Below are 14156 nucleotides of genomic sequence, written 5' to 3'. Positions count from 1 at the left end.
CTTGGCCCATGACGGAGGCGCCGACACCCCGACGCGGCCGGCCCGGCTATGACCAGCAGACCGTGCTGCGTCGCGCGATCGAGCTGTTCAACCGTCAGGGCTACGACGGCACGAGCATGGGTGACCTCGCCAAGGAGCTGGGGCTGACCAAGTCGGCGATCTATCACCACGTGCCGAGCAAGGAGCACCTCCTCGCCGCCGCCCTCGACGAGGCGCTCGACGGGCTCTCGGCCGCGGTCGACTCGGCGGCAGCTGCCGCTCCGGGCACCAGCGCGTACGAGCGACTGCGCACCGTGGTGCAGGAGTCGGTGAAGATCCTGGTGGAGCACCTGCCTGCGGTGACGCTGCTGCTCCGCGTGCACGGCAACAGCGAGGTCGAGCTGGCCGCACTGAAGCGTCGGCGCCGCATCGACGAGCGCCTCGCGACGCTCGTGCAGGCCGCCGTCGACGAGGGTGCGCTGCGCGCCGACATCCCGCCCGACCTCATCAGCCGGCTGCTGTTCGGCCTGGTCAACTCGCTCGTCGAGTGGTACCGCCCCGGCGGCCCGGTCGACCCCGAGGACCTGGCATCCTCGATCGCGACCCTGGCGTTCGACGGTCTCGCGCTGCACGAGGGCTAGTCAGAGCGGCAGCAGCCCGCGCTCATCGAAGACCTTCTTCGCGGCGAACGTGGCGTTGATGGCTCGCGGGAAGCCGCAGTAGACGGCCGAGTGGAGCAACGCCTCGACGATCTGCTGAGGGGTGAGCCCGACGTTGAGGGCGGCATTGACGTGAACCTCGAGCTGGGGCTCGCAGCCACCGAGCGCCGTGAGCATCCCGAGCGTCACCAGCTGGCGGTCGCGCGGTGCGAGCTCGGGCCGTGCGTAGATCTCACCGAAGCCCCACGCGACGACCTGGTGGCCGAGCTCTGGCGAGATGTCCTCCAGCGCCTTGATGACGTTGGCGCCGGCCTCGCCGTCGACGGCGTCCAGCACCCCCATGCCCTGCTCGAACCGCTGCTGTCGTTCCGCGTTCTCACTCATGCTGTGCAGGCTAGGAGGTGGAGCGCGCTCCAGGTCAAACTCGATCAGGCATCGAAGTTGACGGTGACCGCCTCCGTGACGGGGTGGCTCTGGCAGGTCAGCACGAAGCCGGCCTCGACCTCGGTGTCCTCGAGTGCGTAGTTGCGCCGCATCTCGACCTCCCCGTCGGTGACCTTGGCGCGGCACGTGCCGCACACGCCGCCCTTGCAGGCGAACGGCAGGTCGTTGCGAGTCGCCGCGACACCGTCGAGGACGCTCTGGTCACGCGGCATCGGCGCGGTCGTCGTCCGTCCGTCGAGCACGATCGTGACGTCGCTCGTGATCCCGGAGACGACCTTGTCGGCCCGGTGCAGCTCCGGTGGCGGCTCGTCGACGTAGAACAGCTCGAAGTGCACCGTGCCGGGCTCGACGCCGAGGTCCTCGAGCACCGCACGCGCATCGCCGATCAGCCCGAACGGCCCGCACAGCCACACGTCGTCGAGGGCGCCGACTGGCACCAGCGCCGTCAGCAGGCGGCGCAGCCGATCGGCCTCGAGCCGGCCCGAGAACAGCTCGACGTCGCGGGGCTCCCGCGACAGGACGTGCACGAGGTCGAACCGCGGCCCGTAGCGATTCTTGAGGTCGGCGAGCTCCTCGGCGAACATCACCGAGCCGCTCGTGCGATTGCCGTAGAGCATCGTGACCTGGGCATTCGAGTGCTTCAGCACCGATGACACGATCGACAGCATCGGCGTGATCCCTGAGCCTGCGGCGATGCAGAGGTGTCGGCCGCCCGCCTCGGGATCGGCGCGGAAGCTGCCCGTCGGCGTCTGCACGTCGACGCGGTCCCCCGGTCGTACGTCGTGCACGAGCCAGCTCGAGAAGACGCCGTCGGGGATCTCGCGCACGCCGATGCGCGGGCGCTCGCCGACGGGGGCGCAGATCGAGTACGTGCGACGGTGGTCCTGCCCATCGATGATCCGGCGGATCGTCAGTGACTGCCCGGCCGCGAAGGCGTACGCCTCACGCAGCTCCTCGGGCACGTCGAACGTGATCGCTGCGGAGTCCTCGGTCAGCTGCTCGACCGACGCCACCGTGAGGGTGTGGAACGCCGCTCGGGCCGCCGACACCGGTGGAGTCATGACGGTCATTCAGATCTCCTTGACGTGCTCGAACGGCTCGAGGCAGGCCGTGCAGCGGTAGAGCGCCTTGCAGGCGGTGGGGCCGAACTCCGACGTCAGCTCGACGCGCGACGAGGCGCACCGCGGGCAGGCGAGCGTACGGCGGGTGGGTTGCAGCGACAGGACGACCGGGCCGTCGTGGGACGGTGCCGGACCCGGTGCCGAAAGGCCGTGCTCGACCAGTGCGGCCCTACCGCGAGGAGTGATCCAGTCGCTCGACCACGCAGGGTGCAGACTGACGCGCACCTCGACGTCGTCGAACCCCTCGTCGCGCAAGCGGTGCACCAGGTCGTCGCGCATCGTGGCCATCGCAGGGCAGCCCGAGTAGGTCGGCGTGATCGTCACGACGACCCGCTCGTCGGCGACCTCGACGTCGCGCAGCACGCCGAGGTCCTCGAGGGTCAGCATCGGCATCTCCGGATCCACGACAGATGCGGCGACCTCACGCGCGGCGACCATCACCAGCTCCCCATCGGGTGCGCCCGCGCCACAACCTGCATCTCCGCGAGCAGCCGGCTGAAGGCCTCGGTGTGCAGGCCGTCGCGCCCGGTCTCGCCGCGTACGCCTGCCAGCGGCCCAACTTCCGGCCGGTCGACGCCGCTCATCGAGAACACCTGCTCGAGCAGCACGTCGACCTCGTCGGCCACCGTGGACGGGTCGACCCCGACACCCGAAGCGGCGACAGCGAGCTCGACCGGATGAGACGTGAACAGCTCTGCGCGCAGCGGCCAGGTCGCCTCGAGGCCAGTGACCAGCCGACGGCGCGACTCCTCCGTGCCCCGTGCGAGCGTGAGGAACCAGCGACCGGCGTAGTCGCGGTGATACGTCATCTCCTTGACACCCTTGACCGCCACCGCCGACAGCACGTGATCGCGGCTCACGGCCAGACGTTGCAGCAGCGCGAGTCGCCAGGTCGAGAACAGCAGCAGCCGGGCGATCGTCACCGCGAAGTCGCCGTTGTCGGTCTCCACCAGGCGTACGTTGCGGAACTCGCGATCCCCTCGGAAGAACGCCAGGGCGTCCTCCGGCGGGACCGGCGAGCCCTCGGGCAGCGCCGGTACGACCGAGGGATCGGCGGCTGCGGCGCGCGCGAGCAACAGCCGGGCCTGCCCCAGCAGGTCGAGCGCGATGTTGGCCAGCGCGATGTCCTCCTCGAGGTCGGGCGCGTTGCTGCACCACTGCGACAGCCGGTGGGACATCACGAGGGCGTCGTCGGCGAGCATCAGGCAGTAGGTCGCGAGCTCGTGCGTGTCGACGCCGTCGGGCACCGTCGTGTCGACGCCGGCGAGCGGGTCCTCGAAGTCGGTGCCGAACGCCCACTGGGAGTCGTCGCTGCCCAACAGCCCGTCGTAGACGGAGTCGTGGTCGGGCAGGTGGCTCGGATCAGGTGTATGACTCATCAGCTTTCTCTCTCGGGGCCCCCGCGGAATCGTTCGTGGAGGAGCGAAGCGGGGGAACGGAGGATTCCGTGGGGTGGGATCACATGTGGGGGACGTTGGAGGGGATGTCGTAGAACGTCGGGTGGCGATAGACCTTGTCGCCGCTCGGGGCGAACAGCGGGTCCTTCTCGTCGGGGCTGGACGCCGTGATCGCGTCGGAGCGGACGACCCAGATGCTGACGCCCTCGTTGCGGCGGGTGTAGACGTCGCGCGCATGGCGCACCGCCATCTCGTCGTCGGCGGCGTGCAGCGAGCCGACGTGCACGTGGTTGAGGCCGCGCTTGCCCCGGACGAACACCTCGTACAGCGGCCACTCACCCTGGATCTGCTCGGTCATGCCGATGCTCCTTCCGCACGAGCGGCGAACGCCGTCGCGGCTTCGCGCACCCACGCACCGTCCTCGTGCGCGCGGCGCCGGTGCGCGATGCGCTGCCGGTTGCACGGGCCGTTGCCCTTGATGACGTCCTTGAACTCGTCCCAGTCCGGCGACCCGAAGTCGTACGACTGCCGCTCCTCGTTCCACCTCAGGTCGGGGTCCGGCAGGGTCACGCCGAGCGCCTCGGCCTGCGGCACGGTCATGTCGACCATGCGCTGGCGCAGGTCGTCGTTGGTGTTGCGCTTGATGCCCCACGCCATCGACTGCGCCGTGTTGGGCGAGTCGTCGTCGGGCGGACCGAACATCATGAGCGCGGGCCACCAGAAGCGGTTGACCGACTCCTGCACCATCTCGCGCTGCTCGTCGGTGCCGCGCATCATCGTGGCCAGCAGCTCGTAGCCCTGGCGCTGGTGGAACGACTCCTCCTTGCAGATGCGGATCATCGACCGCCCGTAGGGCCCGTACGACGTGCGGCACAGCGGCACCTGGTTGCAGATCGCGGCGCCGTCGACGAGCCAGCCGATCGTGCCGACGTCGGCGTACGACAGCGTCGGGTAGTTGAAGATCGAGGAGTACTTCTGCCCACCGGAGATCAGCATCTCGGTGAGCTCCAGCCGGGAGACCCCGAGCGTCTCGCACGCGGAGTAGAGGTAGAGCCCGTGGCCCGCCTCGTCCTGCACCTTGGCCAGCAGGATCGCCTTGCGGCGCAGCGACGGAGCGCGGGTGATCCAGTTGCCCTCAGGCTGCATGCCGATGATCTCGGAGTGGGCGTGCTGGGCGACCTGCCGGATCACGGTCTTGCGGTACGCCTCGGGCATCCAGTCGCGCGGCTCGATGCGGTCGTGCCGCTCGATCGTCGCCTCGAACGCGGCCAGCAGCTCGCTCTCGTCGGCCTCGGGTGTCAGCGTCATGCACGCCTCCAGAAATCTCGTGCCAGCCATTTACTGACCGAACGGTCTGTAATAGTCTTGCACGCGACGTCAGGTTCATGCAACGGAAGGCTCAAGACCCGTGAGTGCACTGCTCGAAAGCTACGCCGGAGGCTCCTGGTTCCGGGCCGGCGATGAAGGCAAGCCCCTCCTCGACGCGGCCACCGGCGAGGAGGTCGCCAGGATCTCCGCGACCGGGCTCGACCTGTCCGCGATGGTCGAGCACGCCCGCACCGTCGGCGGACCCGCCATCCGTGCCCTGACGTTCCACCAGCGCGCGGGCATCCTCAAGGCCGTCGCCAAGCACCTGGGCGAGGACAAGGACCCGCTGTACGCACTGTCGGCGCGCACCGGTGCGACCCTGCGCGACTCGCAGGTCGACATCGACGGTGGCATCGGCACGGTCTTCAGCTACGCCAGCAAGGGCACGCGCGAGCTGCCCAACGACACCGTCATCCTCGACGGCGGCACCGAGCAGCTCGGCAGGACCGGAATGTTCCTCGGCCAGCACCTCTGGACCTCACGGCCCGGCGTCGCGGTGCAGATCAACGCCTTCAACTTCCCGGTCTGGGGCATGCTCGAGAAGCTCGCCCCGGCCTTCCTCGCCGGCCTCCCCACGATCGTGAAGCCGGCCAGCCAGACGGCATACCTCACGGAGCTCGTCGTGCGGCGCATCATCGAGTCCGGCCTGATGCCGGAGGGCTCGCTGCAGCTGCTCTGCGGCAGCCCAGACGGACTGCTCGACCAGCTCGGTGCGCAGGACTCCGTCGCGTTCACCGGCTCCGCGAGCACCGGCGCCACGCTGCGCCAGCATCCCTCCGTGCTGCACGGCGGCGTGCAGCTCGGCGTCGAGGCCGACTCGCTCAACTGCTCGATCCTGGGACCCGACGTGACGACCGATGACCCGGAGTTCGACCTCTACGTCAAGGGCGTCGTCGCCGAGATGACGGTCAAGGCCGGGCAGAAGTGCACCGCGATCCGCCGCACCATCGTGCCCTCGGCGATCGCCGACGAGGTCGTCGCGGCCATCAGCGCCCGCCTCGCCAAGGTCACGGTGGGCAACCCGGCCAACCCCGACGTACGCATGGGAGCCCTCGCGAGCCTCGCCCAGCGCGACGAGGTGCGCAAGGCCGTGCAGATCCTGCGCAGCTCCGCCGAGATCGTGCACGGCGACCCCGACCACGTGGACGTCGTCGACGGCGATGCGGGGGCCGGCGCGTTCATGTCACCGATCCTGCTGCGGGCAACCACCGGCGCCGGTGAGCCTCACGAGGTCGAGGCGTTCGGCCCGGTCAGCACCGTCATCACGTACGACTCGATCGACGAGGCCATCGCCCTCGCCGCTCGCGGACAGGGCAGCCTGGCGGGCTCCCTCGTGACGCACGATCCCGCCGTCGCACGGGCGATCACGCTCGGCCTCGCGCCGTGGCACGGCCGCATCCTCGTGCTCGACCGCGACGACGCCCCCGAGTCGACCGGCCACGGCTCGCCGCTGCCGATGCTGGTGCACGGCGGCCCCGGGCGCGCCGGCGGCGGCGAGGAGCTCGGCGGCATCCGGGGCGTCCTGCACCACATGCAGCGCACCGCGATCCAGGCCTCCCCCGACATGCTGACCGCGATCACCGGCCAGTGGATCAAGGGCTCGGAGCAGCTCGTCGACGACGTCCACCCGTTCCGCAAGAGCCTCGTCGAGCTGCGCATCGGCGACACGATCCGCTCGGCGTCGCGCACCGTCACGCTCGACGACATCGGCCACTTCGCCGAGCTCACCGGCGACACGTTCTATGCGCACACCGACCCCGAAGCGGCCGCCGCCAACCCGCTGTTCGGCGGGATCGTCGCGCACGGCTACCTCGTCGTGTCGCTCGCAGCCGGCCTGTTCGTCGATCCCGACCCGGGCCCCGTGCTGGCCAACTTCGGTGTCGACAACCTGCGCTTCCTCACGCCGGTCAAGGCCGACGACACGATCGACGTGACGCTGACCGTCAAGCAGATCACTCCGCGCAACAGCGCCGACTACGGTGAGGTGCGATGGGACGCCGTCGTCGCCAATGCCGACGGCCAGCCCGTCGCCACGTACGACGTCCTGACCCTCGTCGCCAAGACCCTCTGACCCGTCGCTCATTGAGCCTGTCGAAATGAGACCCGCCATGCACCGCATCACGATCCAGTACGGCGCTCCCGCCGATCCCGAGGCGTTCGAGCAGCACTACACCGAGGTGCACGTCCCGCTCGCCTCCACGCTGCCCGGACTGCGGCGCTACGTCCGCTCGCACCCGCGCGGCATGGGCGGCGACGCGCCCTATCTCGTCGCCGAGCTGTGGTTCGACGACGCCGACGCGCTCAAGGCGGCGCTGAAGTCGCCGGAGATGGCCGAGACCGCCGCCGACGCCCAGACGCTCGACGTCGCCTCGATGACCACGTTCACCGGAGAGGTCATCGAGACCGAGCTCTGATCCCTCAGAGGTTCGCGATCGCCGAGCCGGGTGACTCGATCGCGTCGGCGACGATCCGCATGAACGACGCCGCGGTGCCGCCGTCGCACACCCGGTGGTCGAAGACGAACGACATCTGCGCGATCTTGCGCACCGTCAGCTCGCCGTCCACGACCCACGCTCGGTCGATGACCCGGCCGAAACCGAGGATCGCGACCTGCGGGTGGTTGATGATCGCGGCGCTGCCGTCGACGTTGAACGCTCCGTAGTTGTTGAGCGTGAACGTCCCACCGGTCAGCTCTTCTTGGGTCGCTCGGCCCTGCCGTGCCGCCTCGGTGACCCGCCGGATCTCGGTGTCGAGCTCCGTCGTCGTCAGGAGGTGGGCGTCCAGCACCGCAGGAGCCAGCAGTCCGCGGTCGGTCTGCACGGCGAGCCCGAGGTTGATCCCGGCGTACTGGATCAGCTCGTCGTTGACGCTGTCGACCTCACCGTTGAGCTCGGGATGGGCCCGCAGCGCTGCCACGGTGAACCGGGCGAGGTAGGCCAGCAGGCTCGGGGTCGGCTTGCCGGCCGCCTTCGCGGACTCGCGGATCGCGAACAGCTCGGTGAAGTCGACGTCGACCCAGACCGTGGCTTCGGGGATCTCGCTGCGACTGCGCGACAGCGCCGACGAGACCGCCTTGCGGAAGCCGCTCATCGGCGTGCGCTGCGCGACCTCGAGACCCGCACGGCCGGCGGACTCCCCGCGCGGCGCCGCGGCGGAGATCGCAGCCTCGACGTCGCGGCGGGTGATGAGCCCGTCGACGCCGGTCCCGGTGATGCCGAGGATCGACACCCCGGCCTCCCTGGCCAGCCGGCGCACGAGCGGGGACGACACGCGCGGCACCGAGGACGATGACGCAGGCGCCGCCGCGGCGGGGGTCATGCGGGGACGGCGGCGGCGGCCGGAGCCGGCACCCTCAGGGGTGCCGTAGCCGATCAGGACGTTGCCCGACCCGGCCTGCTCCTCCTGCCGGTACGCCTCGGCGGCGGCCGGCACCAGCGCCTCCACCGAGATCAAGGGACTGCCGACCGCGACCGTGCCACCCTCCTCGCCGTGCAGCTCGCTGACCCGGCCGGCGTACGGCGACGGGACCTCGACGATCGACTTGGCGGTCTCGACCTCGACGACCGGCTGGTCGACGACGACCTCGTCGCCGACCGCGACGAGCCAGCGCACGACCTCGGCCTCGGTGAGTCCTTCGCCCAGGTCGGGCAGGGTGAACGTCTGCGCCATCAGACGTCGTCCCACTGGAGGTCGTCGACGGCGTCGAGCACGCGGTCGACGCTCGGCAGGTGGAGATGCTCGAGCTTGGGCGGCGGGTACGGGATGTCGAACCCGGTGACCCGGCGCACCGGCGCGGCCAGGTGGTGGAAGCACCGCTCCGTGACCCGCGCGACGATCTCCGACGAGACGCTGGCGAATCCGGCCGCCTCGGCGACCACGACGGCACGACCGGTCGAGCGTACGGCGGCGCAGACCGTCTCGTCGTCGAAGGGCACGATCGAGCGCACGTCGACGACCTGCAGGCTCCGCCCCTCCGCGGCCGCGGCGTCCGCAGCCTCGAGCGCGATCGGCACCGAGGTGCCGTACGCGATGAGCGTGGCATCCGTCCCCTCACGGCGTACGACCGCGCGACCGATCCCGGGCTGCGCCTCGTCGAGGTCGACCTCGTCCTTGCTCCAGTAGAGCTTCTTGGGCTCCAGCACCACGACGGGGTCCGGTGAGGCAATGGCTCCGCGCATCAGCGTGTAGGCGTCGGCGACGGTGGCCGGCGCGACGACGGTCAGCCCCGGCGTGTGCGCGTAGTAGGCCTCCGACGAGTCACAGTGGTGCTCGACACCGCCGATGCCTCCGGCGTACGGGACGCGGATCGTGATCGGCATCGTCAGGGCGCCGCGCGTGCGGTTGCGCATCTTGGCGACGTGGCTGACGATCTGCTCGAACGCCGGATAGGCGAAGGCGTCGAACTGCATCTCGACGACGGGGCGCATGCCGTTCATCGCCAGCCCGACGGCCAGGCCCATGATGCCGGACTCGGCGAGGGGCGTGTCGAAGCAGCGGGCGTCACCGAACTCCGCGTTGAGCCCGTCGGTGACCCGGAAGACGCCGCCCAGAGCGCCGACGTCCTCGCCGAACATCAGCACCGACTCGTCGGCGGTCATCGCGTCGCGCAGCGCCTGGTTGAACGCCTGCGCCATCGTGATCTTCTCGTGCTCGGCCATCAGCTGACCCCCTCCCGGCTCAGCTCGTCGGCGAGGAACGCCGCCTGCTCCCGCAGCTGCGGGGTCGGCGTCGCATAGACATGGTCGAAGAGGTCGGCGGGATCGGGCGCGACGTCCTGCATCAGGCCGTCGCGCATGACGGTGGCCACCGCTTCGGCCCTGGCCGAGATCGAGGCGGAGCGTTCGTCGGTCAGCAGGCCGCGGCCCGTGAGGTACGCCTCCGAGCGCAGCAACGGGTCGCGACCCTGCCACTTCTCGACCTCGTCGTCCTGGCGGTAGCGCGTCGCGTCGTCGGCGTTGGTGTGCGCCTGCATGCGATAGGTGTGCGCCTCGACGAGCGATGGCCCGGCGCCACTGCGGGCAGCATCCACGGCGGTGCCGAGCACCGACAGCAGCGCAGCGACATCGTTGCCGTCGACCCGCTCCCCCGGCATGCCGTAGCCGACCGCCTTGTGCGCCAGCGACGGTGCGACGGTCTGGCGAGCCAGCGGCACCGAGATCGCGTACTCGTTGTTCTGCACGAAGAACACGACGGGCGCCTTGAACACGGCCGCGAAGTTGAGCGCCTCGTGGAAGTCGCCCTCGCTCGTCGCGCCGTCGCCGCACATCGCCATGACCACGGTGTCCTCTCCGCGCAGCGTCGCCGCGTGCGCGACGCCGACCGCGTGGATCAGCTGCGTGGCGAGCGGCGTGGTCTGCGGGGCCACCCGGTGCTCCGTCGGGTCGTAGCCGCAGTGCCAGTCGCCCTTGAGCAGCGTCAGCGTCTCGACCGGGTCGACGCCACGGCCGATGATCGACACGACGTCGCGGTAGGTCGGGAAGAGCCAGTCCTGGTCGGCCAGTACCAACGCTGCGGCGACCTCGCACGCCTCCTGCCCGTACGACGAGGGGTAGACCGCGAGCCGGCCCTGACGCACCAAGGCGTACGCCTGCTCGTTGACCCGCCGGCCCACCACCAAGGCCTCGTGGGCCCGCAGCATCGCCTCGTCCGCCGGGAACTCATGCTCCGGGTCCTCGACCCGTCGCCCGTCCTGGTCGAGCAGCTGGACGGGTTGCTCGGAGGGCAGGAAGTCATGGCTCGGCACCGGGCAGCACACCTTTCGATGACGTACGTCTGTTCACAGAACAGTGCGCCACATGGCCATCCGGGTTCAAGTGCTGCATGATTGTCGAGAAGATGTCTCGCGTAGAGCCGCTTCGCGTGGCCGTACGTCCAGCATGACCCACGTCACACCAGTCAGGAGAGACAGATGGCCGGAGCCCCGATCGACGACATCGACACGCGCATCCTGGGCGCCCTCGAGCGCGACGGCCGGCTGTCGATGCGCCAGCTGGCCGAGGAGGTCCACATCTCGCGCGCCAATGCCTACGCGCGCGTCGAGCGGCTCTCGGAGTCCGGCGTGATCAAGGGCTACACCGCGCTCGTCGACCCGGTCGGCCGCGGTCTCGGCACGTCGGCCTATCTCACGATGAACGTCCGACAGCCCGACTGGCGCAGCATCCATGCCCAGCTGAGGGCGCTGGACGGTGTCGAGCACATCGCGCTGGTCGGCGGCGAGTTCGACGTCGTGATGCTCGTACGCGCGCGGGACAACGCCGACCTCAGACGCCTCGTGCTCGACGAGATCCAGGCCATTCCGGGCATCCTCAGCACGCGTACGCTCCTGGTGTTCGAGGAGTCCTCGCCCGAGCGGACGGACACAGCATGACCGGACGGGTCGTCGTGGTCGGCAGCCTCAACATCGACCTCTCCCTGGCGTGCGAGACGATCCCGGCCCCCGGTGAGACGGTGCTGGCGAGCGCCGTGCGCCGGAGCCCGGGTGGCAAGGGCGCCAACCAGGCGGTCGCGGCGGCTCGGGCCGGTGGCGGCTCTACGAGCCTCGTCGGAGCTGTCGGCGACGACGCGGACGGGCGCCACCTGCTCGACGAGCTCGGGCGAGCCGGCGTGGACACCACCCAGGTCGCCGTGCTCCCGGGGCAGCCCTCGGGCCTTGCCCTCATCACGGTCGACCACGACGGCGAGAACGCGATCGTCGTGGCCCCGGGCGCCAACTCGGCCGTGGTCGTCGGAGCCTCTGCTCGAGAGCTCATCCACACCGCGGACGTGCTGCTCGCCCAGCTGGAGACCCCTCAACCGGCGGTGGCCGAGGCCGCGCGGTCGCGCCGCACCGGCGCGCCGTTCATCCTCAACGCCGCTCCCGCTGCCCCGCTGACCGACGAGCTCGCTTGCGAGGTCGACCTGCTGGTCGTCAACGAGCACGAGGCACGATCCGTCGCCGGCACCAGCGACCTCGGCACAGCCGTCCAGGTTCTCGTCGGCCGCTTCCCGGCCGTGCTGGTGACCCTCGGCGCACGGGGTTCCGAGCTGCACCGAACCGACCAGCCGGTCGTACGGGCGCCGGCCCTGGCGGTTCCCGTCGTCGACACGACGGCGGCCGGCGACACGTTCTGCGGGGTCCTCGCAGCGGGCCTGGCGGCGGGCCTTGAGGTCGCGCACGCCATGACGGCCGCCGGCTCCGCAGCCTCCCTCGCGGTCCAGCGGTCCGGCGCGCAGGACTCGATACCCACGCAGGCCGAGGTCGAGGCGCTACTGCCGTAGCCCGCCGGTTTGGCCCGGCGCACCGGTGGGTATCGCGGCAGCGCAGGCGTCGGCGGAGTCGCGGATCCCGCGGCAACGGCCCCCGCCGGCGCCCTGCCCAAGGCCTCGCCGGCGGACCTCGGCGTCCGGCCGAGGGCGCTGAACGTACGATCGACGCATGGACCGCAGACCAGGCCGGCCACGCTCCCTCAGCCTGGAGCTCATCGTCGACGCCGTGCTCGAGGACGGGATCGCGACCTTCAGCATGCCGTCGATCGCGGCGCGGCTCGGAGTCGCCCACTCCGGGCTCTACCGCTACGTCAAGGATCGCGACGAGCTGCTCGTCAAGGCGATCGAGCAGGCGGCGCTCTCAGTCGACTGGCCCGAGCCCGACCTGCCGTGGCGCCAGCTGCTCGGCGAGGTGGCCCGCTCGGTCTGGACGATCTGCGAGCGCTACCCCGGCTACGACGTCGTCGCCCTGTCACCCCCGAAGTGGCCCGAGCGCATCGTCGCCCAGGTCACGCCCTACATCGCGTCGCTGCACCAGCAGGGATTCACGATCGAGGACGCCACTGTCGCGGTCCAGATCGCCGGCAACCTCGCCTTGACCACGTCGGTCAAGGGCACCTCCGGCTCCTACCCATTGGCCCGCATCAACGGCGACCGGACCACGACGCAACGTCACGACTGGCACGACCGCATCCTCGACATCGTGCTCGACGGCCTCGGCAGCCGCCTGCTCGCCTGACGAAACTCCTACGGTCGCCAGGACGGCCGACCGGTCTCCGCCTCGAAGGCAGGCCGCACGTCCACGGTGTCGTACAGGATGTGCAGCGAGGTGAACCGGCCGTCGTCGTCGAGGGTCACCGCGTCGATGACGTCGAACGGCGCCGCCGCCCCGGAGGGGAGGCGCCAGTCGAAGTGGAACCAGAAGCTCATGGTCCGTACGCCGGTCGTGTCACGGCCGTGCATGACCGATCGGAGCTCGAGGTTCGCCGCGCTCGTGTCAGCGAACAGCCGCGGGTAGAAGTCGCTCGGCGGCAACGGCCCGTAGAGCGGAGAGTGCACGACAGCGTCCGGCGCGAACAGCGACAGCACGCGCTCCACGTCGGCCTCGCGCAGTGCGGACAGGTAGGTGTCGACCGCGGTCTCGAGCTGCTCTCCCATCCTCGGAGCGTACGACGTCCCGGCCCGCGGACTCGTGGCGCAGTGGTCAGCGATGCTCCGGGTTGTCGGAGTCGAAGCGGCAGCCGGCGTCCCACAGCGATCGCTGGTTGCCGTGTGCCGGTATGCCACCCGCGTCCTTGAGCATGCGCGCAAGGTGCAGCAGATTCCACGTCATGAACGTCGTGTTGCGGTTGGTGAAGTCGTTCTGCGGGCCACCGGACCCCGGGTCCAGGTAGCTGGGTCCGGGCCCGGCCTCCCCGATCCAACCCGAGTCCGCCTGCGGGGGGATCAGGTATCCGAGGTGCTGGAGCGAGTAGAGGACATTCATGGCGCAGTGCTTCACCCCGTCCTCGTTGCCCGTGACCAGGCAGCCGCCGACGCGGCCGTAGTACGCGTACTGCCCCGCGTCGTTGAGCTGGCTCGAGTTGCCGTAGAGACGCTCCACGATGCGCGTGCACACGGATGACTTCTCGCCGAGCCAGATCGGGGTCGTCAGCACGAGGATGTCAGCGGCCATGACCTTGTCGAAGATGCCCGGCCAGTCGTCGCGCTCCCAGCCGTGCGCGGTCATGTCGGGCCACACCCCCGTGGCGATCTCATGGTCGACCGCCCGGATGGACTCGACCGCGACGCCCTGCTTGCGCATGATCTCGATCGAGATGGCCGCCAGCCCCTCGGTGTTGGAGACCTCCGGCGAGCGCTTGAGCGTGCAGTTGATGAAGACGGCGCTCAGGTCCGAGTAGTCGACATCGGTCGTGGGTTCAGTGGTCATGGCTGCTCCTCGG

At 70.2% G+C, this 14156-nt stretch carries 17 protein-coding genes; 6 read left to right on the top strand and 11 right to left on the bottom strand.

Features of this window, described 5'->3' with window-relative positions; genetic code table 11:
* Positions 1-8 precede the first annotated feature (8 nt).
* A complete protein-coding gene (locus tag ASC61_RS11085) occupies positions 9-620 on the top strand; it encodes a TetR/AcrR family transcriptional regulator (protein WP_056211866.1) in 612 nt (203 codons plus the stop codon).
* Here the strand turns inward: ASC61_RS11085 and ASC61_RS11080 are convergent, their stop codons facing one another.
* The 6 genes from ASC61_RS11080 to paaA all read right to left on the bottom strand — a co-directional run bounded on the left by ASC61_RS11080 (position 621) and on the right by paaA (position 4908).
* The gene (locus tag ASC61_RS11080) at positions 621-1022 is read right to left on the bottom strand and encodes a carboxymuconolactone decarboxylase family protein (RefSeq protein ID WP_056211864.1); all 402 of its coding nucleotides are present in this window, start codon (positions 1020-1022) and stop codon (positions 621-623) included.
* A gap of 44 nt (positions 1023-1066) precedes the next feature.
* On the bottom strand, positions 1067-2152 hold the full coding sequence (paaE, locus tag ASC61_RS11075) for a 1,2-phenylacetyl-CoA epoxidase subunit PaaE (RefSeq protein ID WP_157439457.1): 1086 nt from the start codon (positions 2150-2152) through the stop codon (positions 1067-1069).
* A complete protein-coding gene (gene paaD, locus ASC61_RS11070; protein WP_056211862.1) occupies positions 2153-2641 on the bottom strand; it encodes a 1,2-phenylacetyl-CoA epoxidase subunit PaaD in 489 nt (162 codons plus the stop codon). It lies immediately after the preceding gene.
* Positions 2641-3582, bottom strand: coding sequence for a 1,2-phenylacetyl-CoA epoxidase subunit PaaC (paaC, locus tag ASC61_RS11065; protein ID WP_157439456.1), 942 nt, complete (start codon positions 3580-3582; stop codon positions 2641-2643). Before paaC ends, paaD begins: the two co-directional genes overlap by 1 nt.
* A 79-nt stretch (positions 3583-3661) precedes the next feature.
* The gene (paaB, locus tag ASC61_RS11060; protein ID WP_056211860.1) at positions 3662-3958 is read right to left on the bottom strand and encodes a 1,2-phenylacetyl-CoA epoxidase subunit PaaB; all 297 of its coding nucleotides are present in this window, start codon (positions 3956-3958) and stop codon (positions 3662-3664) included.
* A complete protein-coding gene (gene paaA, locus ASC61_RS11055; protein ID WP_056211857.1) occupies positions 3955-4908 on the bottom strand; it encodes a 1,2-phenylacetyl-CoA epoxidase subunit PaaA in 954 nt (317 codons plus the stop codon). Before paaA ends, paaB begins: the two co-directional genes overlap by 4 nt.
* Positions 4909-5008: 100 nt before the next feature.
* Between paaA and paaZ the strand changes: the two genes are divergently transcribed.
* Both paaZ and ASC61_RS11045 read left to right on the top strand, forming a co-directional pair.
* A complete protein-coding gene (gene paaZ, locus ASC61_RS11050; RefSeq protein ID WP_056211855.1) occupies positions 5009-7039 on the top strand; it encodes a phenylacetic acid degradation bifunctional protein PaaZ in 2031 nt (676 codons plus the stop codon).
* Positions 7040-7076: 37 nt separating this feature from the next.
* Positions 7077-7382, top strand: coding sequence for an EthD family reductase (locus ASC61_RS11045; RefSeq protein ID WP_056211853.1), 306 nt, complete (start codon positions 7077-7079; stop codon positions 7380-7382).
* A gap of 4 nt (positions 7383-7386) precedes the next feature.
* On the opposite strand, the gene ASC61_RS11040 is transcribed toward ASC61_RS11045, so the two are convergent.
* From ASC61_RS11040 to pdhA, 3 genes are read right to left on the bottom strand one after another with little or no spacing between them, the layout of a single operon-like run.
* On the bottom strand, positions 7387-8637 hold the full coding sequence (locus tag ASC61_RS11040) for a dihydrolipoamide acetyltransferase family protein (RefSeq protein WP_200935441.1): 1251 nt from the start codon (positions 8635-8637) through the stop codon (positions 7387-7389).
* Positions 8637-9626, bottom strand: coding sequence for an alpha-ketoacid dehydrogenase subunit beta (locus ASC61_RS11035; RefSeq protein WP_056211851.1), 990 nt, complete (start codon positions 9624-9626; stop codon positions 8637-8639). Before ASC61_RS11035 ends, ASC61_RS11040 begins: the two co-directional genes overlap by 1 nt.
* Positions 9626-10711 carry a pyruvate dehydrogenase (acetyl-transferring) E1 component subunit alpha gene (gene pdhA / locus ASC61_RS11030; protein WP_056211849.1) on the bottom strand — a complete coding sequence of 362 codons (1086 nt, stop codon included), beginning with the start codon at positions 10709-10711 and terminating at the stop codon, positions 9626-9628. Before pdhA ends, ASC61_RS11035 begins: the two co-directional genes overlap by 1 nt.
* A gap of 165 nt (positions 10712-10876) precedes the next feature.
* Here pdhA and ASC61_RS11025 point away from each other — a divergent pair, with 165 nt between their 5' ends.
* From ASC61_RS11025 to ASC61_RS11015, 3 genes are all read left to right on the top strand, one after another.
* Positions 10877-11335 carry an Lrp/AsnC family transcriptional regulator gene (locus ASC61_RS11025; RefSeq protein ID WP_056211847.1) on the top strand — a complete coding sequence of 153 codons (459 nt, stop codon included), beginning with the start codon at positions 10877-10879 and terminating at the stop codon, positions 11333-11335.
* Complete coding sequence (locus tag ASC61_RS11020) at positions 11332-12225, top strand: ribokinase (RefSeq protein WP_056211845.1); 894 nt, start codon at positions 11332-11334, stop codon at positions 12223-12225. The genes ASC61_RS11025 and ASC61_RS11020 overlap by 4 nt, the downstream gene beginning before the upstream one ends.
* A 157-nt stretch (positions 12226-12382) precedes the next feature.
* Complete coding sequence (locus ASC61_RS11015; RefSeq protein WP_056211843.1) at positions 12383-12952, top strand: TetR/AcrR family transcriptional regulator; 570 nt, start codon at positions 12383-12385, stop codon at positions 12950-12952.
* Between the two features lie 8 nt (positions 12953-12960).
* On the opposite strand, the gene ASC61_RS11010 is transcribed toward ASC61_RS11015, so the two are convergent.
* Positions 12961-13371 carry a nuclear transport factor 2 family protein gene (locus ASC61_RS11010; protein WP_056211841.1) on the bottom strand — a complete coding sequence of 137 codons (411 nt, stop codon included), beginning with the start codon at positions 13369-13371 and terminating at the stop codon, positions 12961-12963.
* A 46-nt stretch (positions 13372-13417) separates the two neighbouring features.
* Entirely contained in the window at positions 13418-14143 is a 726-nt protein-coding gene (locus tag ASC61_RS11005; RefSeq protein WP_056211839.1) for a flavodoxin family protein, read from the bottom strand.
* Positions 14144-14156 lie beyond the last annotated feature (13 nt).

The sequence above is a fragment of the Aeromicrobium sp. Root344 genome (assembly GCF_001425755.1).
Classification (GTDB): Bacteria; Actinomycetota; Actinomycetes; order Propionibacteriales; family Nocardioidaceae; genus Aeromicrobium.
The sequence above is the reverse complement of the archived record's forward strand: the minus strand, read 5'-3'. Positions and strand labels throughout refer to the sequence as shown.

Excerpts from the sequence above, each read along its gene's own strand:
- ASC61_RS11025 (WP_056211847.1), top strand. The coding sequence starts at position 10,877 with ATGGCCGGAGCCCCGATCGACGACATCGACACGCGCATCCTGGGCGCC.
- ASC61_RS11085 (WP_056211866.1), top strand. The coding sequence starts at position 9 with ATGACGGAGGCGCCGACACCCCGACGCGGCCGGCCCGGCTATGACCAG.
- ASC61_RS11045 (WP_056211853.1), top strand. The coding sequence starts at position 7,077 with ATGCACCGCATCACGATCCAGTACGGCGCTCCCGCCGATCCCGAGGCG.
- paaB (WP_056211860.1), bottom strand. The coding sequence starts at position 3,958 with ATGACCGAGCAGATCCAGGGTGAGTGGCCGCTGTACGAGGTGTTCGTC.
- ASC61_RS11010 (WP_056211841.1), bottom strand. The coding sequence starts at position 13,371 with ATGGGAGAGCAGCTCGAGACCGCGGTCGACACCTACCTGTCCGCACTG.
- paaD (WP_056211862.1), bottom strand. The coding sequence starts at position 2,641 with ATGGTCGCCGCGCGTGAGGTCGCCGCATCTGTCGTGGATCCGGAGATG.
- ASC61_RS11015 (WP_056211843.1), top strand. The coding sequence starts at position 12,383 with ATGGACCGCAGACCAGGCCGGCCACGCTCCCTCAGCCTGGAGCTCATC.
- ASC61_RS11080 (WP_056211864.1), bottom strand. The coding sequence starts at position 1,022 with ATGAGTGAGAACGCGGAACGACAGCAGCGGTTCGAGCAGGGCATGGGG.
- ASC61_RS11035 (WP_056211851.1), bottom strand. The coding sequence starts at position 9,626 with ATGGCCGAGCACGAGAAGATCACGATGGCGCAGGCGTTCAACCAGGCG.
- paaC (WP_157439456.1), bottom strand. The coding sequence starts at position 3,582 with ATGAGTCATACACCTGATCCGAGCCACCTGCCCGACCACGACTCCGTC.
- ASC61_RS11040 (WP_200935441.1), bottom strand. The coding sequence starts at position 8,637 with ATGGCGCAGACGTTCACCCTGCCCGACCTGGGCGAAGGACTCACCGAG.
- paaA (WP_056211857.1), bottom strand. The coding sequence starts at position 4,908 with ATGACGCTGACACCCGAGGCCGACGAGAGCGAGCTGCTGGCCGCGTTC.
- paaE (WP_157439457.1), bottom strand. The coding sequence starts at position 2,152 with ATGACCGTCATGACTCCACCGGTGTCGGCGGCCCGAGCGGCGTTCCAC.
- ASC61_RS11020 (WP_056211845.1), top strand. The coding sequence starts at position 11,332 with ATGACCGGACGGGTCGTCGTGGTCGGCAGCCTCAACATCGACCTCTCC.
- ASC61_RS11005 (WP_056211839.1), bottom strand. The coding sequence starts at position 14,143 with ATGACCACTGAACCCACGACCGATGTCGACTACTCGGACCTGAGCGCC.